The 25,368-nt window shown below is 33.9% G+C and carries 27 protein-coding genes and 1 tRNA gene; 17 read left to right on the forward strand and 11 right to left on the reverse strand.

Annotation, left to right across the window (positions count from 1 at the left end):
* Positions 1 to 25: 25 nt before the first annotated feature.
* Positions 26 to 751, forward strand: coding sequence for an energy transducer TonB (locus ACZ5CF_RS05820; RefSeq protein WP_464578200.1), 726 nt, complete (start codon positions 26 to 28; stop codon positions 749 to 751).
* A 51-nt stretch (positions 752 to 802) separates the two neighbouring features.
* On the opposite strand, the gene rho is transcribed toward ACZ5CF_RS05820, so the two are convergent.
* Positions 803 to 2,485, reverse strand: coding sequence for a transcription termination factor Rho (rho, locus tag ACZ5CF_RS05825; RefSeq protein ID WP_464578201.1), 1,683 nt, complete (start codon positions 2,483 to 2,485; stop codon positions 803 to 805).
* A 204-nt stretch (positions 2,486 to 2,689) separates the two neighbouring features.
* Here rho and ACZ5CF_RS05830 point away from each other — a divergent pair, with 204 nt between their 5' ends.
* The gene (locus ACZ5CF_RS05830) at positions 2,690 to 3,100 is read left to right on the forward strand and encodes a DUF4293 domain-containing protein (protein WP_464578202.1); all 411 of its coding nucleotides are present in this window, start codon (positions 2,690 to 2,692) and stop codon (positions 3,098 to 3,100) included.
* Positions 3,101 to 3,157: 57 nt separating this feature from the next.
* On the opposite strand, the gene ACZ5CF_RS05835 is transcribed toward ACZ5CF_RS05830, so the two are convergent.
* Positions 3,158 to 3,655 carry a metallophosphoesterase family protein gene (locus ACZ5CF_RS05835; RefSeq protein ID WP_464578203.1) on the reverse strand — a complete coding sequence of 166 codons (498 nt, stop codon included), beginning with the start codon at positions 3,653 to 3,655 and terminating at the stop codon, positions 3,158 to 3,160.
* A 74-nt stretch (positions 3,656 to 3,729) separates the two neighbouring features.
* Here ACZ5CF_RS05835 and truA point away from each other — a divergent pair, with 74 nt between their 5' ends.
* A complete protein-coding gene (truA, locus tag ACZ5CF_RS05840) occupies positions 3,730 to 4,482 on the forward strand; it encodes a tRNA pseudouridine(38-40) synthase TruA (RefSeq protein ID WP_464578204.1) in 753 nt (250 codons plus the stop codon).
* Positions 4,475 to 6,247: an ABC transporter ATP-binding protein gene (locus ACZ5CF_RS05845; protein WP_464578206.1), complete on the forward strand. Its 1,773-nt coding sequence runs from the start codon at positions 4,475 to 4,477 to the stop codon at positions 6,245 to 6,247. The genes truA and ACZ5CF_RS05845 overlap by 8 nt, the downstream gene beginning before the upstream one ends.
* A 12-nt stretch (positions 6,248 to 6,259) precedes the next feature.
* Here ACZ5CF_RS05845 and ACZ5CF_RS05850 read toward each other — a convergent pair whose 3' ends face one another.
* Genes ACZ5CF_RS05850 through folP form a run of 3 tightly spaced genes read right to left on the reverse strand, consistent with a single transcriptional unit; the run spans position 6,260 to position 8,635 of the window.
* Positions 6,260 to 7,045, reverse strand: a complete 786-nt coding sequence (locus tag ACZ5CF_RS05850; RefSeq protein WP_464578208.1) for a diadenylate cyclase — start codon at positions 7,043 to 7,045, stop codon at positions 6,260 to 6,262.
* Positions 7,046 to 7,083: 38 nt separating this feature from the next.
* The gene (locus ACZ5CF_RS05855; protein WP_464578209.1) at positions 7,084 to 7,806 is read right to left on the reverse strand and encodes a hypothetical protein; all 723 of its coding nucleotides are present in this window, start codon (positions 7,804 to 7,806) and stop codon (positions 7,084 to 7,086) included.
* Positions 7,799 to 8,635 (reverse strand): dihydropteroate synthase, encoded by an 837-nt coding sequence (folP, locus tag ACZ5CF_RS05860; protein ID WP_464578211.1) that lies wholly within the window; start codon positions 8,633 to 8,635, stop codon positions 7,799 to 7,801. The genes ACZ5CF_RS05855 and folP overlap by 8 nt, the downstream gene beginning before the upstream one ends.
* 116 nt (positions 8,636 to 8,751) lie before the next feature.
* On the opposite strand from folP, the gene ACZ5CF_RS05865 reads away from it, so the two are divergent.
* From ACZ5CF_RS05865 to ACZ5CF_RS05885, 5 genes are read left to right on the forward strand one after another with little or no spacing between them, the layout of a single operon-like run.
* Positions 8,752 to 9,297 (forward strand): DUF1599 domain-containing protein, encoded by a 546-nt coding sequence (locus tag ACZ5CF_RS05865; protein WP_464578212.1) that lies wholly within the window; start codon positions 8,752 to 8,754, stop codon positions 9,295 to 9,297.
* Positions 9,298 to 9,302: 5 nt separating this feature from the next.
* Positions 9,303 to 10,397, forward strand: coding sequence for a BT_3928 family protein (locus ACZ5CF_RS05870; RefSeq protein ID WP_464578214.1), 1,095 nt, complete (start codon positions 9,303 to 9,305; stop codon positions 10,395 to 10,397).
* 7 nt (positions 10,398 to 10,404) lie between these two features.
* Positions 10,405 to 11,154, forward strand: coding sequence for a triose-phosphate isomerase (gene tpiA / locus ACZ5CF_RS05875; protein ID WP_464578215.1), 750 nt, complete (start codon positions 10,405 to 10,407; stop codon positions 11,152 to 11,154).
* Between the two features lie 2 nt (positions 11,155 to 11,156).
* On the forward strand, positions 11,157 to 11,993 hold the full coding sequence (gene prmA / locus ACZ5CF_RS05880) for a 50S ribosomal protein L11 methyltransferase (protein ID WP_464578216.1): 837 nt from the start codon (positions 11,157 to 11,159) through the stop codon (positions 11,991 to 11,993).
* Positions 11,994 to 12,008: 15 nt separating this feature from the next.
* On the forward strand, positions 12,009 to 12,284 hold the full coding sequence (locus tag ACZ5CF_RS05885) for an ATP-dependent Clp protease adaptor ClpS (RefSeq protein ID WP_464578217.1): 276 nt from the start codon (positions 12,009 to 12,011) through the stop codon (positions 12,282 to 12,284).
* On the opposite strand, the gene ACZ5CF_RS05890 is transcribed toward ACZ5CF_RS05885, so the two are convergent.
* From ACZ5CF_RS05890 to ACZ5CF_RS05910, 5 genes are all read right to left on the reverse strand, one after another.
* Positions 12,281 to 12,694: a DUF6691 family protein gene (locus ACZ5CF_RS05890; RefSeq protein ID WP_464580838.1), complete on the reverse strand. Its 414-nt coding sequence runs from the start codon at positions 12,692 to 12,694 to the stop codon at positions 12,281 to 12,283. The two genes, ACZ5CF_RS05885 and ACZ5CF_RS05890, sit on opposite strands and share 4 nt — an antisense overlap.
* Before the next feature lie 4 nt (positions 12,695 to 12,698).
* Complete coding sequence (locus tag ACZ5CF_RS05895) at positions 12,699 to 13,256, reverse strand: YeeE/YedE family protein (RefSeq protein ID WP_464578218.1); 558 nt, start codon at positions 13,254 to 13,256, stop codon at positions 12,699 to 12,701.
* Positions 13,257 to 13,352: 96 nt separating this feature from the next.
* Entirely contained in the window at positions 13,353 to 15,536 is a 2,184-nt protein-coding gene (locus ACZ5CF_RS05900) for a TonB-dependent receptor (RefSeq protein WP_464578220.1), read from the reverse strand.
* 52 nt (positions 15,537 to 15,588) lie between these two features.
* On the reverse strand, positions 15,589 to 15,903 hold the full coding sequence (locus tag ACZ5CF_RS05905; protein WP_464578221.1) for a DUF6660 family protein: 315 nt from the start codon (positions 15,901 to 15,903) through the stop codon (positions 15,589 to 15,591).
* Positions 15,904 to 16,016: 113 nt separating this feature from the next.
* Positions 16,017 to 16,090 (reverse strand) — tRNA-Arg (locus ACZ5CF_RS05910).
* A 106-nt stretch (positions 16,091 to 16,196) separates the two neighbouring features.
* Here ACZ5CF_RS05910 and ACZ5CF_RS05915 point away from each other — a divergent pair.
* A complete protein-coding gene (locus ACZ5CF_RS05915) occupies positions 16,197 to 16,709 on the forward strand; it encodes an adenine phosphoribosyltransferase (RefSeq protein WP_464578222.1) in 513 nt (170 codons plus the stop codon).
* On the opposite strand, the gene ACZ5CF_RS05920 is transcribed toward ACZ5CF_RS05915, so the two are convergent.
* The gene (locus ACZ5CF_RS05920; RefSeq protein WP_464578224.1) at positions 16,706 to 16,858 is read right to left on the reverse strand and encodes an SsrA-binding protein; all 153 of its coding nucleotides are present in this window, start codon (positions 16,856 to 16,858) and stop codon (positions 16,706 to 16,708) included. The genes ACZ5CF_RS05915 and ACZ5CF_RS05920 overlap by 4 nt on opposite strands.
* A gap of 157 nt (positions 16,859 to 17,015) precedes the next feature.
* Between ACZ5CF_RS05920 and ACZ5CF_RS05925 the strand changes: the two genes are divergently transcribed.
* From ACZ5CF_RS05925 to ACZ5CF_RS05955, 7 genes are all read left to right on the forward strand, one after another.
* On the forward strand, positions 17,016 to 17,954 hold the full coding sequence (locus tag ACZ5CF_RS05925) for a calcium/sodium antiporter (protein ID WP_464578225.1): 939 nt from the start codon (positions 17,016 to 17,018) through the stop codon (positions 17,952 to 17,954).
* Between the two features lie 151 nt (positions 17,955 to 18,105).
* Positions 18,106 to 20,292: a glutamine synthetase III family protein gene (locus tag ACZ5CF_RS05930; protein WP_464578226.1), complete on the forward strand. Its 2,187-nt coding sequence runs from the start codon at positions 18,106 to 18,108 to the stop codon at positions 20,290 to 20,292.
* A 347-nt stretch (positions 20,293 to 20,639) separates the two neighbouring features.
* Positions 20,640 to 21,815 carry an AIR synthase related protein gene (locus ACZ5CF_RS05935; protein WP_464578227.1) on the forward strand — a complete coding sequence of 392 codons (1,176 nt, stop codon included), beginning with the start codon at positions 20,640 to 20,642 and terminating at the stop codon, positions 21,813 to 21,815.
* Positions 21,816 to 21,858: 43 nt separating this feature from the next.
* Positions 21,859 to 22,935: a peptide chain release factor 1 gene (prfA, locus tag ACZ5CF_RS05940; protein WP_464578228.1), complete on the forward strand. Its 1,077-nt coding sequence runs from the start codon at positions 21,859 to 21,861 to the stop codon at positions 22,933 to 22,935.
* Between the two features lie 71 nt (positions 22,936 to 23,006).
* A complete protein-coding gene (pyrF, locus tag ACZ5CF_RS05945) occupies positions 23,007 to 23,837 on the forward strand; it encodes an orotidine-5'-phosphate decarboxylase (RefSeq protein ID WP_464578230.1) in 831 nt (276 codons plus the stop codon).
* Positions 23,837 to 24,637: an ABC transporter substrate-binding protein gene (locus ACZ5CF_RS05950; RefSeq protein WP_464578231.1), complete on the forward strand. Its 801-nt coding sequence runs from the start codon at positions 23,837 to 23,839 to the stop codon at positions 24,635 to 24,637. Before pyrF ends, ACZ5CF_RS05950 begins: the two co-directional genes overlap by 1 nt.
* A 217-nt stretch (positions 24,638 to 24,854) precedes the next feature.
* Complete coding sequence (locus tag ACZ5CF_RS05955) at positions 24,855 to 25,367, forward strand: hypothetical protein (RefSeq protein WP_464578232.1); 513 nt, start codon at positions 24,855 to 24,857, stop codon at positions 25,365 to 25,367.
* Position 25,368: the final 1 nt, after the last annotated feature.

Raw genomic sequence — 25,368 nt, forward strand, 5'->3', positions numbered from 1 at the left:
ATTTAAGTAACTGATACTGAGTGTTATGTTGCCTAAAAAATACATAAAAGCCGATTTAAACCAATACAGGAGTATTTTCTTTTTAGTTGGGTTGGTTGTTGTGCTTTTTTTAACATGGCAAGTTTTAGAGCTAAAGGTATCGTATAAAGAAAAAGAAGAGATTTTATCTGTTGTTAATGTAGAAGATAACACTCCTTTAGATATTCCAATTACCGAAAAAATTAATCTCCCGCCACCTCCTCAACCATTAGCAATACCGGAAGTTATAGAAATTGTAGATGATAACGAGGAGGTAGAGGAAAGTATTATAGAGAGTACAGAAACTAATCAAGAAGAAGTTATTACTAATATTGTTAAGGTAGATGATGTTGAGGTAGTTGAGGAAGAAGAAATTATTGAAGTACCTTTTGCAGTTATAGAAAATGTTCCTGTGTTCCCCGGGTGCGAAGGATTGTCTCAAGCCAAACAACGAGATTGTTTTCAGGAAAAAATGATGAAACATGTGCAAAAACACTTTAAATATCCAAGCATGGCACAAGAGTTAGGCATACAAGGTAAGGTGTATGTGCAGTTTTCTATTGGTCCGGACGGTGTGGTTTCCGAAATCCGTTCTCGCGGTCCCGATGAGAGTTTAGAAAAAGAAGCAGAGCGTATTATTAAGCTTTTGCCTAAAATGCAACCTGGTAAGCAAAGGGGTACACCGGTTAAAGTTCCATACAGTATACCAATTACATTTAAGTTGCAACAATAAAAAAAGCCCGCTTTTAAAGCGGGCTTTTTACATATTTTTAGTGTTTTGTTTTTATTGATTCATTGTCATTAAAAACTCTTCGTTGTTTCTAGTTTTCTTAATTCTATCTTCCATGAACTCCATGGCTTCAACAGGATTCATATCTGCAAGATATTTACGCATAATCCACATTCGCTGAATAGTGGTTTCATCAAGCAGTAAATCGTCTCTACGAGTAGAAGAAGAAATAAGGTCTATTGCAGGGAATATTCTTCTGTTAGCAATTCGTCTATCTAATTGAAGCTCCATATTACCGGTTCCTTTAAACTCTTCAAAAATCACCTCGTCCATTTTAGATCCGGTTTCTGTAAGAGCTGTTGCAATAATAGTGAGTGAACCTCCTCCTTCTATATTTCTGGCTGCACCAAAAAAGCGTTTTGGTTTATGTAAAGCATTAGCATCTACACCACCACTTAATACTTTACCCGAGGCAGGTTGCACGGTGTTGTAAGCACGGGCTAAACGTGTAATAGAATCTAGTAAAATTACTACGTCGTGGCCACATTCGGTTAAGCGTTTAGCTTTCTCTAAAACAATGTTAGCAACTTTTACGTGCCTGTCTGCAGGTTCATCAAAAGTAGAAGCAATTACTTCGCCTTTTACGTTACGTTGCATATCGGTTACCTCTTCCGGGCGCTCATCAATTAAAAGTATAATTTGATAAACTTCCGGATGGTTTGCAGCAATGGCATTGGCAATATCTTTTAGTAACATGGTCTTACCTGTTTTAGGCTGAGAGACAATCATACCACGTTGCCCTTTTCCGATTGGCGAAAACAAATCAACTATTCTGGTAGAAATTGTTGCGTTTTTTTCGCTTAAATTAAATTTTTCGTTCGGGAATAATGGTGTAAGATGCTCAAAAGAAACTCTGTCTCTAACTACTTGAGGATCTAATCCATTAATTTTAGTTACTTTAATTAACGGAAAATATTTTTCACCGTCTTTTGGAGGTCTTACAATTCCTAAAACAGTATCTCCGGTTTTTAAACCAAATAATCTAATTTGAGATTGAGAAACATAAATGTCGTCTGGAGAAGACAGGTAATTATAATCAGATGAGCGTAAGAAACCATAACCGTCCGGCATAATCTCTAAAACTCCTTCGCTTTCTATAATACCATCAAACTCAAAATCAGGATCACGGTAACGATTTTTCTTCTCTTTATCAAAGTTTTCTTTGCTTTGAGAGCTGTTATCGTTTTGCTGATGTTTTTTATGTTGGTTTTTATGCTGATGTTCTTTACGTGTGTTTTTACGCTGGTCGTCTTTTTTAGAATCTTCTTTTTTAGATTTTGATTCTTCCTTTTTAGCGTGCACTTGATTATCATTAGAAGATTGCTCAGGAGCAGATTTTGAAGTGTCTTTTTGAGAATTAGAACGTTCTGCCGAACTATCTTCTGTTGTTTGCTGATTTTGTTTGTGTTGAGAATGAGCCGGCTCATGTGTGCCGTTTTGCGCAGATTTACTTTTCTGAATTCGAGTGCGCTTGCTCTTTTGCTGTTTTTGTTCGTTTTTTTGACTTTCCTGAGAACCGGTAGCCTGAACAGCTTGCGGATTAGCAGCTTGTACATCGAGAATTTGGTACACTAACTCATCCTTTTTTAAGCTTCTAAATTTTGGTATTTGTAGTGCTTTTGCAATTTCTTGAAGCTCAACTAATTTTTTTGCCTTTAAATCTGAAATATCAAACATGTATATGTAATTATGTTTTGTTGGTTTAGTTATTGAAGTAAATAATCTTTTTATTGAAAAGAATTACAATTATGAAGTACAAACGAACCCTGTTGTAACGGGTTACGAATGGATAGGGCAATATTACAAATTTATTTTTATAAATAAAGCAAATTTTTTTAAAAAGAACGTTTATTTTTGCAATCTGTTACAGTTTTTTAGAGTATGATACAACGTATACAAACGGTATATTTACTTTTAGTAGTATTAATAATGGGTGTGGCCCCTTTCTGGGTGTCATTATACACAGATGCCAGTGGTGAGGTTGTATTTTTTAATCAAATTAAACCACTTTTTGGTGGTTTTTTAGCATCGGCTTTCTTAGCTTTGGTGTCTATTTTTAATTTTAAAAACAGAAAGCAACAATTTGTGGTAAACAGATTTAATATAATATTAACGCTTTTTATACTAGGATTTTTCGTGTATCAATCCCTAAACTTATCCGGAGAAACTGTTGTTTCTGAGAAGGGTATTGGGATGCTTCTCCCTGTTTTTTCTATCGTTTTATTAGTGTTGGCGAATCGTGCCATTAAAAGGGACGAAGATCTCGTAAAATCTGTGGATAGATTACGATAAACCTAACATCTTAGTAGTATTAGTGCGTAAAAAACCCGGAAGTAATTCCGGGTTTTTTTATCCTCGTTTTTCTAGCTCGATAACCTCGAGGTTTTTTATTTCTTTACCATCTATAACAAACCGTAAAAGTGTTCTAACCTTATGAAATCCGTATTTCCCACAAGCTCCCGGATTCATGTGTAACAGGTTATTTTGCTTATCCCACATTACTTTTAAAATATGCGAGTGACCGCAAATAAATAAATCGGGGGTATGTTTTTGTAATGCTTGCTTTATTCTGGCGGGATAACGCCCCGGATAACCTCCAATATGAGTTATAAATACTTTAACTCCCTGGCAAGAAAATAAAAGGTTTTCGGGAAATTCTTTTCTAATTTTTGCATCATCAATATTGCCATACACAGCTTTTAATGGTTTAATTTTCTGTATGGCATCTGTTACATCAAGACTACCAATATCTCCGGCATGCCAAACCTCATCTGCTTCGCTTACATATTTTAAAATAGTATTGTCTATATGACTATGCGTATCTGAAAGAAGGAGTATTTTTTTCATAAAAAAGAGCAGTAATACTAACTACACAATTAAAGTTATCTTTGTACACTTATTTACAAAAGTACTATAAACCGGTGAGATACTTTTTAACGTTTTCATACAACGGAATTAATTACCATGGTTGGCAAAAACAGCCCAATGCCATTACCGTACAAGAAGTATTAGAAAATGCAATAAGTACGTTATTACGAAAAAAGTTAGAATTGGTTGCTGCCGGAAGAACCGATGCCGGAGTGCACGCAAAAGTAATGGTGGCACACTTTGATTTTGAAGATGAAATAAATATTAGTGATTTAATTTATAAGCTCAACGCTTTCTTGCCTGAAGATATAGCGGTAAAAAAAATAGTTAGAGTAAAGAATGATGCTCATGCCAGATTTGATGCTACAGAACGAACTTATGAATACTGGATTACACAAGAGAAAAATCCTTTTTTAGCTCAATGGGCATATTATGTTAAATATCCGTTAGATGTAGCTGCCATGAACCAAGCAGCGAAAGTATTGTTTGAGTTTACCAATTTTAAATGCTTTTCTAAATCTAATACTGATGTTAAAACATTTGAGTGCACCATTACGCACGCAAAATGGGAAAAAGTAGGTGATAAGTTAGTGTTTACCATATCGGCAAACAGGTTTTTACGAAATATGGTAAGAGCAATTGTAGGTACACTTTTAGATGTAGGTTATGGTAAAAGCACCATAGAAGATGTTAAAAACATCATAAAAAGCAAAAATAGGAGTAATGCCGGCGCATCAGTTCCGGGGCATGCCTTATATTTGACTGCAGTAACATACCCTGAAACAGTTTACAACGTAGATGAGTAACAATAAAGGAAACAAATTTAATTTTACCCTTTTTAAGCGTTTGTTGCGCTATACAAAACCTTATAAAACTACTTTTTTTGGAGTAGCACTTGCTGCTATTTTACTCTCCGGATTTGCTGTAATCAGGCCTTATTTATTAAAAGAAACGGTAGATGTTTATATAATTAATAAAGATTTAAACGGGCTACTGTTTTTTGTGCTACTAATGATGGGCGTTTTGGTGTTAGAAGTTACCAGTCAGTTATCATTTATTTATTACGCTAACTGGTTAGGACAATCTATTATTAGAGATATTAGGATTAAACTCTTTAATCATCTTTTAAAATTTAAAATGAAGTATTTTGATACTTCATCTGTTGGGTTGTTAGTAACCAGAACCGTAAATGATGTAGAGCGTATTGCACAGATTTTTAGTGAAGGCTTTTTTATGATTGTGAGCGATTTGCTAAAAATGCTGGTTGTTGCCGTTGTAATGTTGGTTGTAAACTGGAAGTTAGCTTTAATAGTATTTGCAATAATGCCTTTTATACTCTATGCGACCAGGCTTTTTCAGAAAGCCATGAAAGTTGCATTTATAGAGGTGAGAGCTCAGGTGGCTAACCTTAATACGTTTGTACAAGAGCGAATTTCCGGAATGAAAATAGTACAACTTTTTGGGGTAGAAGATGTAGAGTATAAAAAGTTTAAAGCCATAAACGAAAAACACAAAAAAGCGTGGTTAAAAACAGTTTGGTATAACTCTATATTCTTTCCGGTTGCAGAGTTGGCTTCGTCCATAACCATAGGGTTAATTGTGTGGTTTGGTATTTTGCAAAATGTGCAGGGAGCTTCGTTTGAACCCGGTGTTATTTTTATGTTCATCCAAATGTCTCAAATGCTCTTTAGACCCCTTCGTCAGATAGCCGATAAATTTAATACTTTGCAAATGGGGATGGTAGCAGCCAATAGAGTGTTTGCTATTTTAGATACAGATAGCAGAATAGAAGATAAAGGTAATATAGAGGCACATCAATTAAAAGGCACTATAGAATTTAAAAATGTTAGATTTGGCTATGTGCCCGACGAAGAGGTGTTGCACGGCATATCATTTAAAGCAGAAGAAGGACAAACTGTGGCAATTGTTGGAGCTACCGGAGCAGGAAAATCTACCATAATAAACCTGTTAAATAGGTTTTATGATATTAATGAGGGAGAAATTTGTATTGATGGTACTAACATTAACCAATTTACATTAGCTTCATTAAGAAGTCATATAGCAATTGTTTTACAGGATGTATTTTTATTTGCCGATACAATTTTAAACAACATAACACTAAGAAATCCTGCCATATCTGAAGATGATGTGATAGAAGCTGCTAAGAGTATTGGTATACATGAGTTTATTAGTAGTTTGCCGGGAGGCTACCATTACAATGTTAAAGAAAGAGGAGTTATGCTCTCAAGCGGGCAACGCCAACTTATAGCTTTTTTAAGGGCTTATGTTAGTAATCCGAGTATTTTAGTGTTAGATGAGGCAACCTCTTCTATAGATTCTTATTCAGAACAGTTAATACAGAAAGCAACAGAAAAAATTACAGAAGGAAGAACATCAATTGTTATAGCTCACAGACTGGCTACTATACAAAAAGCCGATAAGATTATTGTAATGCATCAAGGAAATATAGTAGAAGAAGGAACTCATAAAGAGTTGTTGACTAAAAAAGACGGTTATTATAAAAATTTATACGAAGTACAGTTTTTAGCCGAAGAGCAACTAAACCAATAGTTTTATACTAGTTTATACTAAATCTTTCTGAATTATATTAGATAGATCTTCTAAGTCTTTATAAAGCACAAACTCACCGTTTCTGATGTACGATATTGTTCCGGTTTCTTCGCTAACCACCAAAGCAATTGCATCTGTACGCTCTGTAATACCAATAGCAGCTTTATGACGCAATCCAAAACGTGCGGGAATTTTTCGGTTTTCAGAAACCGGCAAGGCAACTCGTGTAGCTACAATGTAATTGCCATCTATTATTACAGCGCCATCGTGAAGCGGACTATTCTTGTAAAAAATACTTTCTATAATGGGCTGATTTATTTCTATATTCATTGGGTCGCCATTGTTTTTAACAAAGTCTAACGGATTGCTTCGTTCTATAACAATTAAAGCTCCGGTTCTTGAAGCACTCATTTTTTTACAGGCAGCAAGAATACTATCTACATCAGTTTCTGCAATAAATTGGTCTTGACGTAAAAACTTAAAACGCTTAATAAAGTTTTTTCTCTTGGCAATATTAGCCGATCCAATCATCAACAAAAACTTCCTGATTTCTTGTTGGAAAACAACAATCAAAGCAATTAAACCTACACTCATAAAACCTCCAAACAAACTACTAATCATTTTCATTTGAAGCACTTGAGTGAGTTTCCAGATTAGGTAAACAATTACAATTCCTATAAAAATATTAATGGCTACCGTACCTTTTACTAGTTTATAAATGTAGTATAACACTATGGCAACCAATACAATATCTATAATATCAATTACCTTAAACTCAAGAAAGTTAAACAGTTCCAAAATAGGTATCGGTTTTTTGTAAAAATAAAAAAATTAGCTTACAACCCGCAATCACATTCGGGGAGCAATTTTAAATCGTATATAAATTGTTTAGATGATAATTTTACAGAATCAGACAATACACTCTTAATCAAATTTAAATTTGCAATGTACTGGTTAAAAGATAGCTCTTGGTTAAAATTAGCGTAAATTAATGCAGGTTTATTTTGGGCTGCAAAAGGAACAAAATCTTTAAAATAATCAGCAAATTCATCCCGCTCAACATCAACACCATTAATCATAATTAAATTGTTTTCATCAAAATTTACGGTGAGTGTAAAAACATTCATATGAGCCTCTGGGTGTTGTTTAATATAAAATTTAGAATATTGGTTATTGGTTATAAATTCTGTAGTTGTAAAATCTAAAAATACTAACTGTTTAGTGAGGGTATCTGTAGCCGAAAAATAATTTCTTGCGGCAGCATTTTTATGCATTGTTGCTTTTTCTCTTTTTTGCTGAAGCGCTTTAATTTTTGGTATGGCATGCTTTAGTTTTAACCTCTTATCTACATGAACCACCCAATTAGTGGTGCTTATTAAATTTTTTCGGTTAAGTGTTACACTATCTGCGCTGCCGGGAGCATAAAATAAATAAGCCGGAGAAAAATCAACTATTTCTTTTTTTCCAATACCTGCTACCTCCGGTAATTGTACTTGTATTTTATTACACGAAACGGTAATAATTAATAAAAAAAATAGTATTGGTCTTGTATTAATCATGATTGTGTTGCTTTAAGAGGTTAAATAATTTTATGCATTCTTTAGCTTCTTTAATATCATGAACGCGTAATATAGTAGCACCTTTCTGTAAAGCAATCATATGTAATGCGGTAGTACCGTTTAAAGCTAAATCCGGAGTTATATTTAGTGGTTTGTAAATCATAGATTTTCTGCTTATACCAACCAGTAAAGGTAAATTAAAGCAAGAAAACAATTCAAGATTGTTTAACAGTGTATAATTGTGTTCTAATGTTTTACCAAAACCAAAACCGGGGTCAATAATCACATCGTTAATATGTAACTCTTGGGCTTGTTTAATTTTTTTAGAGAGATAAAATTTTATATCTGTAATAACATTATTATAAGTTGGGTTTTGTTGCATATTTTCGGGAGTACCTTGCATGTGCATCATAATGTACGGTACTTGCAATTTTGCAACAGTAGCCATCATGTTATTGTCTAAATCTCCGGCAGAAATATCGTTTATAAGTGCTGCACCGTTTTCTATTGTTGCTTTTGCAACCTTGCTTCTAAAGGTATCTACAGATATGTTTACCTCCGGAAATTCTTTTGCAAGAGCATTAACAACAGGTACAACACGTGCTAATTCATCTTTTTCTGAAACAAAATCGGCCCCGGGTCTTGAGCTATAGCCACCAACATCTAAAAAATCTGCACCTTCGGCTACCATTTTTTCTGCTTTAATAAGTGCTTTTTTAATAGAGTTGTGCTGTCCGCCATCAAAAAAAGAATCGGGGGTAATATTAAGTATCCCCATTATTCTGGGGGTAGATAAATCAACTAGTTTTCCGTTGCAGTTAATGGTCATGTAAAAATATTTATTGGCAATATTACACTAAAATTGCACCGTTTTAAAGTTTAAAAGCTAAACTTTGATTAGTTTTAAAAATTAAGCGAAATTTACACAAAATTCAATTGTAGTATATGCAACAGACCGATAAACAGTTTGATGAAGTAATTGCACTGTGCCGTGATTTATTTGAGAAAAAAATGAAAGATTACGGTAGCGCATGGCGTATTTTAAGACTACCTTCTTTAACCGATCAGATTTTTATTAAAGCACAGCGTATTAGAAGTTTGCAAGAAAATAGTGTTAGAAAAATAGATGAAGACGAAACTTCTGAGTTTATTGGGATTATAAATTATGCCATTATGGCACTCATTCAATTAGAAAAAGGAGTTGCAGACCAGCCCGATTTAGAGATTAACCAAGCTTTAGCATTATACGATGAGCAAGTAAAAAAAACCAAAGCCTTAATGGAAAACAAAAATCACGATTATGGTGAGGCTTGGAGAGATTTAAGAGTAAGCTCGTTAACCGATTTAATTTTGCAAAAGCTCTTACGGGTTAAACAAATAGAAAATAATAAGGGGAAAACTTTGGTAAGTGAAGGTATAGATGCTAATTACCAAGACATGATTAATTATGCTGTTTTTGCCCTTATTTTATTAACCGAAAAAAACGCTTAACCCATATGAAAACTATAGTTTCTTTTGCCAGATTTTTTGTTGGGTTGCTATTTGTTGTTAGTGGGCTTATAAAAGTTAATGACCCATTAGGGTTTTCGTTTAAATTAGAAGAATATTTTAGTAGTGCGGTACTTAATTTAGAGTTTTTAACTCCATTTGCACTTGCAATTGCCCTTTTTATAGTAATATTCGAAACAGTTTTAGGAGTAATGTTACTAGTAGGCTTTAAACCAAAATTTACTGTTTGGAGCTTACTTATAATGATTGTGTTTTTCACCTTTTTAACCTTCTATTCGGCATATTTTAATAAAGTAACAGATTGTGGGTGTTTTGGCGATGCTATAAAACTTACGCCATGGCAATCTTTTGCTAAAGATGTTGTTTTGTTGATTTTAATTGTTTTACTGTTTGCTAAGCAACACCTAATAAAACCACTTCACTCTAAAAGAGCTGCATTAATAGCCAGCACATTATCTGTTGTGTTGTGCATAGCTTTTTCGTATTATGTGTTAAATCATTTGCCTGCAATAGATTTTAGAGCTTATAAAGTTGGAGTTAATATTGCTGATGGAATGGAAGTTCCTGAAAACGCTCCTAAAGATGTATACGAATACCAGTGGAAATTTAAAGTAAACAATACCGAAAAAATTATTACAACAACCGGAGCATATCCTAATGTAGATGGAGAGTTTATTGGAGTTGAAACTAAGTTGATAGAAAAAGGATATGAACCCCCCATACATGATTTCACTATAGAGAAAGATGGAGAAGATTTTGCTGCTGAATTTTTATCAGAACCAAAACTAATTATGGTGATAAGTTATGATTTAAGCCGAGCTAATTTAAGTGCATTTTCAGAAGTCAAAAAGATGGCTAAAACAGCTACAGATAAAGGGTATAAAGTAATTGGGTTATCGGCTTCAGGAGTACAACAAGTACAACAAGTTAAACAACAGTTCGGGTTATCTTTCCCGTTTTATTTTACTGATATGACTACGCTTAAAACAATAGTTAGATCTAACCCCGGGATTTTAGTTTTGCATAACGGAACAATTGTGCAAAAACTTCATTATAACAACATTCACAAAGTAAAGCTATAATTAGATTATGAGAAGAAAAATAGTAGCCGGAAACTGGAAAATGAATAACGATCTCCCTCAAACAGAGGCGTTAATTGATGATATAATTAGAAATTTGCCAAGAACTAATGCAGAGATAATGATTGCGCCTGCATTTGTTAACTTATATAGCGCTTACAAACTACTTAGAGGCACACCCGTAAAAGTAATTGCCCAGAATATGCACTTTGCAGAGAATGGTGCTTATACCGGAGAAATCTCTGCCCCAATGTTACAAAGTATCGGTATTAATACAGTTATTTTAGGACATTCTGAGAGGAGAGCATATTTTAATGAAGATAATGCTATGCTGGCTAAAAAAATTGATGCTGCATTGTCTCATAATATGTCAGCAATTTTTTGCTTTGGTGAAGAATTAAAAGATAGAAAAAGCAATAATCATTTTACAGTAGTTGAACACCAATTAAAAGAAGCACTATTTCATGTTTCGGCTTCAGATTTTAAACACATAATTTTAGCCTACGAGCCGGTTTGGGCTATTGGAACAGGAGAAACAGCATCACCGGAACAAGCACAAGAAATGCATGCTTTTGTAAGAGGAGTTTTGGCTAAAAAATTTGGTGAAGATGTTGCCAATTCTGTTTCAATTTTATACGGAGGGAGTGTAAAACCTAACAATGCAAAACAGTTATTTATGCAGCCCGATGTAGATGGTGGTTTAATAGGAGGGGCATCATTAAATGCTCAAGATTTTATAGCTATAATTAATGCAATTTAAGTATGAGCCAAGCGTATTTAGCATATACTTTTAAAGTTAATCCGGTACAGCCGGCTACCGAAATTTTAATTGCAGAATTGGGCTATGCCGGTTTTGAAAGTTTTGTTGAAAACCAAGATGGTGTTACAGCATACATTCAAAAAGAACAGTGGCACGACAGTGTGTTAGATGATGTGTTTGTATTAAACAACTCAGAATTTACAATTACATACACTATTGAAGAAATAGAGCAGGTAAACTGGAATGAAGAATGGGAAAAAAACTTTAATCCCATAACTGTAGATAACCGTTGCGCCGTAAGAGCTCCGTTTCACGAAAAGCCCAACACTCAGTACGATATTGTTATCGAGCCTAAAATGAGCTTTGGTACAGGGCACCATGAAACTACTTACATGATGCTTAAATTGTTATTAAACGAGCCTGTAGCAAACACACGTGTGTTAGATATGGGCTGTGGCACCGGCGTTTTGGCAATATTGGCTGGTAAAATGGGAGCAAGTTATGTAGAAGCAATAGATATAGATAGCTGGTGTTATGAGAATGCATTAGAAAATGTAAATAGAAATAATTGCAGTAACATTATTGTAAAACAAGGTGATGCTAAATTGTTATCTGGCTCAAGCTTTGATGTTATTTTAGCTAATATTAATAGCAACATCTTGTTAGAAGATATTGCAATATATGCACAATGCCTAACTAAAAATGGCGTTTTAATGCTCAGTGGTTTTTATAAAGACGATTTGCCTTTAATTACTAAAGAGTGTGAAGAAAATGGACTTAAATTTGAAGCCAATCTCGAAAAAAATCACTGGATAGCAGCTAAATACGTAAATTTGTAAAAAAGAAACAGCGTTATGAGCACTCGAGAGAAGATTTTAGAAGAACTGCTGCTTCAAGAAGATATAGAAAAGCAGTACGAACTAGTGTTGTATAATGATGATGTTAATACTTTTGATCACGTTATAGAAACACTAATTTACGCTTGTGATCATACTCCTGAGCAAGCCGAGCAATGCTCTATAATTGTACACTACAACGGTAAATGTACAGTAAAAACCGGCACCTACGAAGATTTAAAACCCAGATGTAGTTTACTTTTAGATGCCGGATTAAGTGCCGAAATTATTTAATGTGGTAATTTCTCTTTAAGCAATCCGTAAACAAAGGTACCCAGTACAGCAGCAGCTATAACAATTAGCATGCTGTATATTCCTGTACCTAATAGTACATACATTGGTCCGGGGCAAGCCCCTGCTAAAGCCCAACCTAAACCAAAAATACTACCTCCAAGTATATATCTAATTAATCCTTCTTCTTTTTTTGGCACCTCTATTGGTCTACCTTCTATTGTAAGCCAATTAAGTTTTTTGGCTAGTGTGAGTAATATAATACCTGTAATAACGGCACTCCCAATAATACCGTACATATGAAAGGACTGAAATTTAAACATTTCGAAAATTCTATACCATGAAACAGCTTCAGATTTAACCAAAACAATTCCAAAAAATAATCCAACTATAAAAAACTTTATGTATTTCATCATCTTAAAAAATTAAAGGAAACAATACATGAATCATAAGTAAACCACCAATAAAAAAGCCAATAACAGCAACTAAAGAAGGCCATTGTAAACTACTAAGCCCTGTAATACCATGTCCAGAAGTGCATCCACCTGCATACCTTGTACCAAATCCTACTAAAAAACCACCAACTATTAATATTACAAGGCTTTTAAGCGAAAGCGGACTTTGAATACCAAAAAGCTCATCGGGTAGTAAATATGCTCCAATATTGTTAAACCCTAATTCTTGTAAATCGGATACTGTTTGTGCAGATACAGCAACCGGAGTGTTGTTACTTAAAAAATGTTCTGCTATAAAACCACCAATAATTGCTCCGGCAACAACGGTTAAATTCCATCGTTGTGCTTTCCAATCAAACTTAAAAAAATTGGCAACTTTTCCGGCGCCTCCAATAGCACATAAGGTTCTTAAATTAGACGACATGCCAAAGGTTTTGCCAAAATACAATAGCATAAACATTACAATTGCAATTAACGGCCCGGATACATACCATGGCCAAGGATTTAAAATATATTCCATACACTAATTTTTTTCACGAAATTACTTAGTTACTAATTAGTAAAGGTAACATTAGTTACATAAAAAAACGCGATAGTATTACTATCGCGTTATATTTTAATGATGCTCTTTATTGTTGCCAAAGGGCTTTAAGGTTATGCCTATACTAAAAATAAAGCCGTCTGTTGGGGCGTAAATTTCAGAAAAAACCGGGTTGTTGTATGGCGGAGAAACCAACGGAGCAAATCGGCTTTGTCTTCTGTCTGTAAAATTTTCAAAGTTTAAAAATAAATCTCCCCAATCAAATCCGCGCATAACTAAAAATCCCATCGTAATATAATCTGGGGTTTCTTCTCTGTTGGATAAAAATTGTTTGCCTGTGTAATAGGTTTCAAAACCAATTCTCCATTTAGGGGTTTCATACATGAGCACACTACCGGCATTATGTTTAGCTGTAAGGGGCTTTTGTGGTTTACCTGGCAAATATGTTAATCGGGTATCTATTAGTGCATAATTTAAAAACCATCTAAAATGTTTGTATGTAAACTTTATATTGGTTTCTGCACCTTTAGTGGTTATATTATCGGGTGCGTTTTCAAAAACAAACTCATCTTCATTTAAAGAGTTTAGTAAAAGCCCGTTTTCAAGTGTAGTTAAATAAAAGAGTTGATTAACCGAAAAACCGATTGTATTAAAGAGTATGGTCTCGTAATTAAAATCTAAGTTTAACCCATAGGAACGTTCAGGCTTTAAGCTATTTTTATTTATGGGCATTACATTTTTAAAGTTTACAAATTCTGTTTCTTCTGTAAACATATCCGGTATTTTGTATCCCAATCCACCACCAATTCTACTAGAAAACCCTTTGTTGTTTTTATATAATAATGATGCTCTTGGAAGCACAAAAAATCCCCAATCTTTAGCATAATCTACTCTGAAACCGGTTTCTAAAATCCAACTTTCAGAAAAGTCTAAAATATTATTAGCAAATAAACCTACGGTTACATCATTTTGATTTCTGTTTACAGTGCTATTACTTTCGTTAAAATTGGTTGTATATAAATTAGCTCCTAATGTCCAATCAATATTTTTTTTCACAATTTGGTAGGTAGCTTCAGTAAAAGTATTTATTTGTTCTCCCGAAAAATTATAATCGGGTACTGTTAAGCTTCTGTCAAACCAAGAGAGGCTATTTTTAAAAGTGATTTTTTTGTTATCAGAAAGCAGCGATTTAAAAAAAGCTTGAGTGCTTAAACGTTTAGATACGTTTTTTTCGGTATAACGATTAGAATTATTTTGAGGGTTTTTAATAGCCTCAATATCACCACCAATCCTGCTATCGTAGGTTGCGTTAACACCAAACCACATAGAAGTTTTGTTAGTGGGATAGTAAAAAACTTTCGGATTAAACGAAATTGATTTGGTTTTAGGTAGATTGCTAAACCCATCATCTTCAGGGTCGTATTGTTTTTGGTAGTTTCCGGAAGCATACATGGTAACTCCAAATTTTTCATTTCGGTTACTGTAAAAAACATTAGCAGTACTCCCCAGAGCATGTGTTTGTGTTAGCATAATACTTAAATCCGGATCAAAATCGGGTGTTTTAGATATAAGGTTAACAAGCCCGGCAATGGCGCCACCACCATAAAGTGTAGATGAACTTCCTTTAATAATTTCAAATTGTTTAAGGTCTAACGGAGGAATTTGCATTATGCTTAATCCGCCCGAGTAACCACTATAAAGAGGAAATCCGTCTCGCAATAGTTGCGTATATCTTCCGTCTAATCCTTGAATTCTAATGCTCATATTACCACTGCTTAATGAGGTTTGTTGCATTTGAATTCCGGTGCTTTCTCTTAATACCATAGAGATATTTGTGGAGTTCATCATGTTTTTTTCGCTTAGCTCTTCACCTCCAATAAACTCTACTCTTGTTGGTATTTTTTGGATTGTTCTGGTGGTTCTAGAAGACTCTACTATTACTTCTTCTAATTGGTTGCTTGTTTGGTTTAGATAAAAAACCAATTGTTTAGAAGTGGGTATAGTTATAGATGTTTTTAAAGATTCAAATCCTAAATAAGATATAGTTGCCGTATAAACTCCATCGGGTAAATCAGTAAAATTAGCAATACCTTCTGTGTTAGTAATAGCACCTTTGTTTAGTGTATTAAAATATACAGTAGCACCAAAAAGGGGTTCGTTTTCTGTTTCAGATAAAACTTTTATAGTGATATTATTTTGAGCATTAATTTTTAATAAAGAGAATAGTAAGAGCAAAATGCCCAATACTGAATTTTTCATTTTTTTTGTTTTTAAAATGTTATTTATTAGCTAATTAAAAATTGGCTGGTTGTTAGCTAATAAATTTAGGAGGGTGCCAAATAGAAAACAGAAAATTGTATTGATAATTAGTGTTGTATTCTGTTAAAACCTCTGTTGAGATAAGTGTTTTGTGTTGAAGGGTGTAGTATGGTATGGGTTGGTAGGTAATGGTAATTCCGCAACAAAAGCAAATGCATGCAAAAGAACAAGAATCGTCCGTGTCCTCTTGGTGATTATGTTCTGTGGTAGCGCCTAAAACCAAGTCTTCTGTGTTGTAACCGTCAGAGCAAGGTTTAGTTGCCAGAACAAGCAAAATAGTTGCTAGTATTAATGTTACCAATTTCATATAAATGCAAAGGTATAAGTTTAGGTTGAGTTTAATTAAAAATAATTTTAAAAACATAGGCAGAAAAAAAAACAAAAAACCGCATAACACAGTTATGCGGTTTTTGTTGGTAGTGACCTCGGCAGGACTCAAACCTGCAACCTCTTGAGCCGTAATCAAGTGCTCTATTCAGTTAAGCTACGAGGCCATTTTGCGGGTGCAAATATAATGGGTTTTGGTTTGTTGTGCAACTCAAAATTTAATTTTATGTGTTGTTTTTAGGTTTCCTATATTTGACCATACAAATAAAAGCTATGAATATAGAAACATATATTAGAGATATTCATAATTTCCCTAAACAAGGCATTATCTTTAAAGATATCACACCATTAATGGCGCACCCGGAAGCCATGCAAAAAACGGTACAAAGCTTATTAAATTTAGTTGGAGAAGATAAAATACATAAAGTAGTAGGCATAGAAAGCAGAGGTTTTTTCTTTGCTACACTTTTAGCCCAGCACTTGCAAGCTGGATTTGTACCGGTTAGAAAAAAAGGAAAATTACCTTTTGATACCATATCTGAAACGTATGATTTAGAATATGGTAAAGACAGTATAGAAATACATAAAGATGCTATTAAACCGGGAGAAAATGTATTACTTCACGACGATGTTTTGGCTACCGGTGGTACTGCAAAAGCAGCTTGTAGCTTAATTGAACGGTTAGGAGGTAATATTATACAATGTAATTTTTTAATAGAACTTACTTTTTTAAACGGACGAGAAAAGCTAGAGAACTACCCGGTAAAATCACTTTTATCCTATTAATCTAAAGCGTTTTTTGTTACAAAAGCACGCCAACCTATAATTGCAAGTTGCCATTTTTTTGCTTTGGTCAAGTCTAAACGCTTTTTTGTAAATGAAGGCAAAAGTATTTTATTGAGTTTAGCAAGTAGTTTAAAGAGTGTTTTTTTCATTAGTAAAACTTTTGTTATCACAAAATTACACGAAAAAATGTTCAGATTAGAAAGCTAATGTGCTTATAAAGATTAATAAGTAAATATTTTTTTAGAAAGGATTCTCACAAAAATACATAAGCTAAATTTCATGTAGTATATTTGCAAAAAACTATTTATGCTTAATGCTTTTCTTATTGTTGCCGGATTAGCGCTGTTAATTTTAGGGGGAAACTGGTTGTTAAAATCTGCCGTTGCACTCTCACTTCAATTAAATGTCCCCAAAATAATTATTGGAATGACAGTAGTTTCTTTTGCTACATCAGCTCCAGAATTAATAGTAAGCGTAAATGCAGCGTTAGATGGTTTTCCTGATATAGCCTTGGGTAATGTAGTAGGTTCTAATATAGCCAACTTAGGATTAGTACTGGCAATAACTATAACACTCTCTAAAATAGAGGTAGAAAAAAGCTTTTATACAACAGATTGGCCTGTAATGATGGTGGCTTCTGTATTGCTTTATTTCTTTTTAACCGGAGATTTGGTTATAAAACAATACGAAGGAATCATCATGTTTAGCTTTTTATTAGTGTTTTTAGTGTATTTACTTAAGTTTCAAAAAACGGCTGTAGTTGATGAGGCTCCTGAAGATGATGAACTTTTACCTTTATATAAAACTGCACTTTTTTTAATAATAGGAGGAGTTTCTTTGTGGGGAGGCTCTGAGCTTTTAATAAAAGGGGCAGTTGGCTTAGCTGAGCTTTTTGGAGTAAGCGAAAGAGTAATTGCAGTAACAGTAATATCTGTTGGTACAAGTATTCCCGAATTAGCAGCATCTATAATTGCAGTGCTTAAAAAAGAGAAAGCAATTTCGTTAGGAAACCTAATAGGTTCTAATGTGTTTAATATTTTAGCCGTGCTAGGGCTAACAGCAATAATAACACCTATACCTGTTGTAGATAGTAGGCTATTATCAAATGATATTTACTGGATGTTAGCCATTTCTTTTTTAATTCTTCCACTTGTTTTCTTACCAAAAGGCTTACGATTAGGTTGGAGAGATGGTATTGTGCTACTTGGTATTTATATAGCCTTTGTTTATATAACATCAATATAATCGACATCACCCCCTAAAAAATAGGGGTTTACTTGTTTTATTTTGTGTTTTTAATCGTTTATAGGTGTTTTTTATAGGGGTGTTGTAAAAAAAAAATATTGTTTTTTGATTGATATTCATATATTTGTTGAAAATTTAAACAACAATTATTATGTCTACAATCAGGTTCAAAGCACTTCAAGAAACCTTTAACCGAAAACCTATTACTATAACAGAAAATGGAAGACGCTCAGAAGCATTTGGGAGTCATGTTTTCGATGAAAATGTAATGAGACAATACCTTACCAAAGAAGCATTTAAAAATGTAATGGATGCAATAGAGTTTGGTAAGAAAATAGACAGAAGCCTTGCCGATCATGTATCAACTGGTATGAAAGAATGGGCTATTTCTAAAGGAGCAACCCACTACACACACTGGTTTCAACCACTTACAGGTGCAACTGCTGAAAAGCATGACGCTTTTTTTGAACCTCTTGGTAACGGACAAGCAATAGAGAAGTTTGGCGGAGGACAATTAGTACAACAAGAACCTGATGCATCAAGCTTTCCGAGTGGCGGTATTCGAAATACTTTCGAAGCACGAGGTTATACAGCTTGGGACCCAACTTCACCGGCATTCATTTACGGCACTACACTTTGTATACCTACTGTTTTTGTTTCGTATACCGGCGAAGCTTTAGATTATAAAACACCACTTTTAAGAGCGCTTCAAGCTGTAGATCATGCAGCTACAGCAGTGGCAAAATATTTTGATAAAAACGTAACCAAAGTCAACGCTACTTTGGGTTGGGAACAAGAATATTTTTTGATTGATAAAGCATTAGCAGCATCAAGGCCTGATTTAATTTTAACCGGAAGAACATTATTGGGTCATGCACCAGCTAAGGGGCAACAATTAGACGATCATTATTTCGGATCAATACCCACCAGAGTAATGAGTTTTATGCGCGACCTTGAAAACGAGTGTATGAAATTAGGAATTCCGGTAAAAACCAGACATAATGAAGTTGCACCAAACCAATATGAGTTAGCTCCAATTTTTGAAGAAGCTAACTTGGCTGTAGATCATAATTCATTGTTAATGGACGTAATGTCTAAAATTGCAGAGCGCCATGACTTTGTGGTCTTATTTCACGAAAAACCATTTGCCGGGATTAACGGATCGGGAAAACATAATAACTGGTCTTTAGCAACCAACACTGGGGTAAACCTCTTGCAACCAAGCAGTACCCCAATGAAAAACTTACAATTTTTAACCTTTTTTATAAACACAATTAAAGCTGTAAACGATAATGAAGAATTACTTAGGGCCTCAATAGCATCTGCAAGTAATGATCATCGTTTAGGAGCAAACGAGGCTCCTCCAGCCATAATTTCTGTATTTATAGGAGAGCAATTAACCAAAGTTTTAGACGAGTTAGAAGATGTTTCTAAAGGAAAATTATCTCCCGAAGAAAAAACAGAACTAAAGCTTAATGTAGTTGGTAAAATACCTGAGATCTTATTAGATAACACCGACAGAAACCGTACTTCACCATTTGCATTTACAGGCAACAAGTTTGAGTTCAGAGCAGTTGGTTCTAAAGCTAACTGTGCTAAACCAATGACCGTTTTAAATACAGTAGTTGCAAAGCAATTAATGCAATTTAAAGAAGAGGTAGATGCTTTAATTACCAATAAAAAACTTAAAAAAGACGAAGCTATTTTTAATGTTTTAAGAGAATACATAAAGGCATCTAAACGTATTAGATTTGAGGGTGATGGTTATAGTGAAGCTTGGGAAAAAGAAGCAGCTAAACGTGGTTTAAGTAATAATAAATCTACTCCTGAAGCCCTAAAAGTGTTAGTAAATAATAACACGGTTAAGCTGTTTGAAGAAATGGGAGTAATGAACCATAAAGAAATAGAAGCCAGATACGAAATAGAGCTAGAAGAGTACACCATGAGGGTACAAATAGAAGGACGAGTGTTAGGAGATATAGCCAGAAATCATGTAATACCTACAGCTGTAAGATACCAAAACACACTTATAGAAAATGTACAGGGCTTAAAAGATGTTTTTGGTGACAAGTTTACAAAAGTGGCTAAAGAGCAAATAGATTTAATTGAACAAATATCTAATCACATAGCGCAAATAAACTCTAAAGTAAACGCTATGATAGAAGAGCGTAAGAAAGCTAATAAATTAGAAGACGCTCAACAAAAAGCAGAAGCATACTGCTTTAAAGTAAAACCATATTTTGAAGAAATTAGATACCATTGTGATAAGTTAGAATTGTTGGTAGACGATGAACTTTGGACATTAACTAAGTACAGAGAACTTTTGTTTACTCGTTAAATAGCAGTAAAATTCTTGTTAAACCCATTGTTTGCCGCAATGGGTTTTTTATTGTTAGCTGTTAATTGTGCGTTTCATCGAGAAATTGTATCATTTGCAATAAAATAGAGGGGTGGCTTTTTTATAGAGAACTATATTTTAATACATTTACATAGCTATTAATCAATTAAGTACTAAGGCTAAGATGTAACTAAAAAGCCTAATGTTGCTAACCCGTTTTAGTAACAGGTTTACTTAAGAATCAAAAAGGTGCGTTTTAAAACGCACCTTTTTTTGTAAAGTAAATTCTAATTGTAATACGTAGTGCCAATAAACTTTAATACTTTTGCATTACAATTTTCTAAGTCATGTCTCAATCCAGTAAAAGATACCAACAACGTGGGGTATCGGCCACCAAAGAAGATGTTCATAATGCTATAAAAAACCTAGACAAAGGCCTTTTTCCAAAAGCATTTTGTAAAGTAATACCGGATTACTTAACCAATAGTAAAGAGCATTGTGTAGTTATGCATGCAGATGGTGCCGGCACAAAAAGCTCTTTGGCGTATATGTATTGGAAAGAAACCGGAGATTTATCGGTTTGGAAAGGTATTGCGCAAGATGCATTAGTGATGAATTTAGACGATTTACTTTGTGTAGGTGTAACCAGCAATATTTTATTATCATCTACTATCGGCCGGAATAAAAACTTAATTCCCGGCGAAGTAATATCGGCCATAATAAATGGCACGCAAGAGCTAATAGAAGAACTTGCACAGCAAGGCGTAATTATTCATGCTACCGGAGGTGAGACAGCCGATGTGGGTGATTTGGTTAGAACCATAATTGTAGACTCTACAGTTACAGCCAGAATTAAAAGAGAGCACATAATAGACAATGCCAATATACAGGCAGGAGATGTTATTATTGGGTTGGCTTCTTTTGGTAAAGCAACCTATGAGACGGAGTATAATGGGGGCATGGGCAGTAATGGTTTAACATCGGCAAGGCATGATGTTTTTAATAAATATTTGGCTGAAAAATACCCTGAAAGTTTTGATCCGAATGTGCCGGAAAATTTGGTGTATTCAGGAGCTGTAAAACTTACAGATACCGTTAAAGATGTACCTTTAGATGCTGGAAAACTTGTGCTTTCTCCTACCAGAACATATGCGCCTGTAATTAAAAAGGTATTAGATGAGTGCTCTAGAAAAAATATTCACGGGATGGTGCATTGTAGTGGTGGGGCACAAACAAAGGTGTTACATTTTATAGACAATCTTCATGTAATTAAAGATAATTTATTTAAGGTGCCGCCTCTGTTTAAATTAATACAAGAACAGTCAGGTACAGACTGGAAAGAAATGTACCAGGTATTTAATTGCGGGCACAGAATGGAGCTTTATGTGCCGGAAAATATATCAGAAGAAATTATAGCAATTTCAGAATCATTTAATATTCCGGCTCAAATTGTTGGTAGAGTAGAAGCCTCACAAACAAAAAAATTAACTATAAAGAGCGAATACGGTACTTTTGAATATTAGAACAAGAATATTGTAAATTTGCAGGTAAATAGATTTTGTGCAGATGATAGATAAGTTAAACATAGTAAAGCAGCGTTTTGATGAAATATCTGATCTGATAATACAACCGGATGTAATTGCAGATCAGAAAAGATATATTCAGCTTAATAAGGAATATAAAGACCTCAAAGAGATTGTAGATAAAAGAGAAGAGTATAAAACACTTTTAGATAATATTGCAGAAGCCGAAGAGATTATAGAAGATGGGAGTGATGAAGAAATGGTAGAAATGGCAAAAATGCAATTAGAAGAAGCTAAAGAAAAACTTCCTGCATTAGAAGAAGAAATTAAGTTTTTACTTATTCCTAAAGATCCTGAAGATGCAAAAAATGTGGTGATGGAAATTAGAGCCGGAACAGGAGGGGATGAAGCAAGTATTTTTGCCGGTGATCTCTTTAGAATGTATAGCAAATATTGTGAGAAGAAAGGCTGGAAAACTTCTGTAGTTTCGTTTAACGAAGGAACTTCAGGAGGATATAAAGAGATTATTTTTGAAGTTTCTGGAGAAGATGTTTATGGAACTTTAAAATTTGAAGCCGGGGTTCACAGGGTACAACGTGTACCACAAACCGAAACGCAAGGTAGAGTTCATACCTCTGCAGCAACTGTTATAGTGTTACCCGAAGCCGAAGAGTTTGATATTGAGTTAGATATGTCTGAGGTTCGTATTGAGCGAACCACATCTACCGGTCCGGGAGGTCAATCTGTAAACACAACCTACTCGGCTATTAAACTACATCACGAACCAACAGGATTAATAGTAAGCTGTCAAGACGAGAAATCGCAACATAAAAACCTTGAGAAAGCACTTAAGGTATTACGCTCTAGACTCTATGAGATGGAGCTTGCTAAAAAGCAGGCAGAAGATGCTGCCAGACGCAAAAGCATGGTAAGTAGCGGAGACCGTAGTGCTAAAATTAGAACGTATAACTATCCGCAAAGTAGGGTTACAGATCACAGAATTAACTTAACGCTTTATGATTTAGATAATATAATTGATGGCGATTTAGATAAGTTAATAGAAGAGCTTAAGTTGGCCGAAAATACAGAGAAGCTAAAAGAAGCAAATGAAATTATATAACAACTAATAATATATTTTAGTAAAAATGTCATGCTCTACTTTGAGTATGACATTTTTTTTAGGTAAACGCAATGACAACACAACAACTCATTACGCAAATTCATAAAAAACAGTCTTTTTTATGTGTTGGGTTAGATACAGATATAACTAAAATACCGACACATTTATTAAATGAAGACGATCCTATTTTTGAGTTTAACAAAGCTATTATAGAGGCAACCCAAGAATTTGTAATAGCCTATAAACCCAATATTGCTTTTTATGAGGCACACGGGGTTTCTGGGTGGCAATCTCTTAAAAAAACCATTGATTATATAAACACTAAATATCCTGAAGTTTTTACCATTGCCGATGCTAAAAGAGGCGATATTGGTAATACGGCAAGTATGTATGCAAAGGCCTTTTTTACCGATATGAATTTTGATGCCGTTACAGTGGCGCCATACATGGGGAAAGATTCTGTAGAGCCTTTTTTAAGCTTTAATAATAAGCACACTATTTTATTAGCTTTAACTTCTAATCCTGGTGCATTTGATTTTCAGACGATGCAACTTACAGGAGGAGAACCACTATTTAAAAAAGTAATAAACACCTCTAAAACGTGGCAAAATAGTAAGCAATTAATGTATGTAGTTGGTGCTACTAAAGCTACTTACTTACAAGAAATTAGAGAGCTTTTACCCGAAAGCTTTTTATTAGTGCCCGGAGTTGGCTCTCAAGGTGGTAGTTTAGATGAGGTTTGTAAATACGGTTTAGCTCCTAATGTAGGCTTAATAGTTAACTCGTCTAGGGGTATAATTTATGCTTCAAATAAAGAAGACTTTGCACAAGCAGCTACAGAAGCTGCTAAATTATTACAGCAGCAAATGGCAAAGCAGCTAAAAAAGTTTAACCTTGGTTAATGAATACTACAATTACTATAACCGATCAACTTAATCGTACACTTTCATTATCTAAAAAGCCTACCAGAATAATATCTTTAGTTCCCTCTCTTACAGAGTTAATTTGCTATTTAGGATTAGAAAGCAAATTAGTTGGAATTACTAAGTTTTGTGTACATCCTAAGCATTTAAAAAGTCAAAAAAATATCATTGGAGGTACAAAAAATGCATCTATTTCTAAAATTAAAGCACTTAATCCTGATTTAATTTTATGTAACAAAGAAGAGAATACTTTAGAGTTGGTACAAAAACTACAAGAGGTTGCACCGGTACACGTGTCTGATATTTATAATATAAACGATACCGTATTATTAATAAACCAATATGGTAAACTGTTAGACTGCGAGACAAAAGCAAATGCATTAGCTAGTAAACTTATTAATAAAACAGAAGAATTTAAGGAGTTTGCAAATCAACAAAAATGTCTTTCTGTTGCATATTTTATATGGTATAACCCGCTCATGGTTGCTGCAAACAATACATTTATAAATTATATGTTGCATCTAAACAATTTTAAAAATTGCTTTCAAGATTTACAGAGGTATCCTACGGTTACACCAGAAATCATAAAACAAGCTAACCCCGAAGTTATTATGCTTTCTTCAGAGCCGTATCCGTTTAAAAATAAGCATATTAAAATTTTTCAAGAAATGATACCACAAGCCAAAATTTTATTGGTAGATGGCGAGTATTTTAGCTGGTACGGATCACGCTTGTTAACTGCTTTCAAATATTTTAAAACATTACGAGAAAGTATATAAAGAAAACCGATGCTTGTAACATCGGTTTTCATTAGCTAACTCAAAATAATTGTTTTAGTGGACTGCCATTAAGGCGTTGCAAATTACAAGCAATTATTTTTCTTTTTTGTTAAATTAATATTAGAATATTATTAAAATAACGCTAAAACTTTAACGCTGATTTACAATTAGTTAACGAATTAAATCTTAAATTTAGTATGTACATAAGGCTTAAAAAATGAAAAAAATTATACTTTGTTTCTTCTTTTTAATTGGTCAATCAATTGTGGGTCAGAATTCTTCTGCATGTACAACTAAATTTCATGATGATTTTGATTTCTGGATAGGCAACTGGAATGTTGTAAAACCAGACGGTACTTTGGCGGGTACTAACACAATTTCTAAAATCCAGGATGGTTGTATAATTAAAGAAAATTATAAAAGTGCAGCAGGTAATTATACTGGTACGAGTTATAATTTTTATAATTTACAAACAAAACAATGGGAACAAATTTGGATAGACAATCAAGGACAATCATTACATTTAAAAGGAAATAGAGAAGGTAATAAAATGATTTTAATGAGTGATGAAATTGCCAATAGCAATGGAGTTTTGTACGTTAATAAAATTACTTGGACTATTAATTTAAATAATACTGTAAGGCAACATTGGGAGGTATCTTCAGATACAAAAAAATGGACAACCGTTTTTGATGCTGTTTACATAAAACAGCCTCTAAAATCTAATTAAT

The organism is Lutaonella thermophila, assembly GCF_055387725.1.

Coding starts and splice junctions, on each gene's coding strand:
- ACZ5CF_RS05895 (WP_464578218.1), bottom strand. CDS start 13,256: ATGGAATATATTTTAAATCCTTGGCCATGGTATGTATCCGGGCCGTTA.
- ACZ5CF_RS05925 (WP_464578225.1), top strand. CDS start 17,016: ATGCTTAATGCTTTTCTTATTGTTGCCGGATTAGCGCTGTTAATTTTA.
- ACZ5CF_RS05855 (WP_464578209.1), bottom strand. CDS start 7,806: ATGATTAATACAAGACCAATACTATTTTTTTTATTAATTATTACCGTT.
- ACZ5CF_RS05900 (WP_464578220.1), bottom strand. CDS start 15,536: ATGAAAAATTCAGTATTGGGCATTTTGCTCTTACTATTCTCTTTATTA.
- ACZ5CF_RS05830 (WP_464578202.1), top strand. CDS start 2,690: ATGATACAACGTATACAAACGGTATATTTACTTTTAGTAGTATTAATA.
- ACZ5CF_RS05890 (WP_464580838.1), bottom strand. CDS start 12,694: ATGAAATACATAAAGTTTTTTATAGTTGGATTATTTTTTGGAATTGTT.
- ACZ5CF_RS05865 (WP_464578212.1), top strand. CDS start 8,752: ATGCAACAGACCGATAAACAGTTTGATGAAGTAATTGCACTGTGCCGT.
- pyrF (WP_464578230.1), top strand. CDS start 23,007: ATGACAACACAACAACTCATTACGCAAATTCATAAAAAACAGTCTTTT.
- ACZ5CF_RS05905 (WP_464578221.1), bottom strand. CDS start 15,903: ATGAAATTGGTAACATTAATACTAGCAACTATTTTGCTTGTTCTGGCA.
- folP (WP_464578211.1), bottom strand. CDS start 8,635: ATGACCATTAACTGCAACGGAAAACTAGTTGATTTATCTACCCCCAGA.
- tpiA (WP_464578215.1), top strand. CDS start 10,405: ATGAGAAGAAAAATAGTAGCCGGAAACTGGAAAATGAATAACGATCTC.
- ACZ5CF_RS05870 (WP_464578214.1), top strand. CDS start 9,303: ATGAAAACTATAGTTTCTTTTGCCAGATTTTTTGTTGGGTTGCTATTT.
- prfA (WP_464578228.1), top strand. CDS start 21,859: ATGATAGATAAGTTAAACATAGTAAAGCAGCGTTTTGATGAAATATCT.
- ACZ5CF_RS05920 (WP_464578224.1), bottom strand. CDS start 16,858: ATGAAAAAAACACTCTTTAAACTACTTGCTAAACTCAATAAAATACTT.
- ACZ5CF_RS05915 (WP_464578222.1), top strand. CDS start 16,197: ATGAATATAGAAACATATATTAGAGATATTCATAATTTCCCTAAACAA.
- ACZ5CF_RS05930 (WP_464578226.1), top strand. CDS start 18,106: ATGTCTACAATCAGGTTCAAAGCACTTCAAGAAACCTTTAACCGAAAA.
- rho (WP_464578201.1), bottom strand. CDS start 2,485: ATGTTTGATATTTCAGATTTAAAGGCAAAAAAATTAGTTGAGCTTCAA.
- ACZ5CF_RS05950 (WP_464578231.1), top strand. CDS start 23,837: ATGAATACTACAATTACTATAACCGATCAACTTAATCGTACACTTTCA.
- ACZ5CF_RS05835 (WP_464578203.1), bottom strand. CDS start 3,655: ATGAAAAAAATACTCCTTCTTTCAGATACGCATAGTCATATAGACAAT.
- prmA (WP_464578216.1), top strand. CDS start 11,157: ATGAGCCAAGCGTATTTAGCATATACTTTTAAAGTTAATCCGGTACAG.
- ACZ5CF_RS05955 (WP_464578232.1), top strand. CDS start 24,855: ATGAAAAAAATTATACTTTGTTTCTTCTTTTTAATTGGTCAATCAATT.
- ACZ5CF_RS05885 (WP_464578217.1), top strand. CDS start 12,009: ATGAGCACTCGAGAGAAGATTTTAGAAGAACTGCTGCTTCAAGAAGAT.
- ACZ5CF_RS05820 (WP_464578200.1), top strand. CDS start 26: ATGTTGCCTAAAAAATACATAAAAGCCGATTTAAACCAATACAGGAGT.
- ACZ5CF_RS05935 (WP_464578227.1), top strand. CDS start 20,640: ATGTCTCAATCCAGTAAAAGATACCAACAACGTGGGGTATCGGCCACC.
- ACZ5CF_RS05845 (WP_464578206.1), top strand. CDS start 4,475: ATGAGTAACAATAAAGGAAACAAATTTAATTTTACCCTTTTTAAGCGT.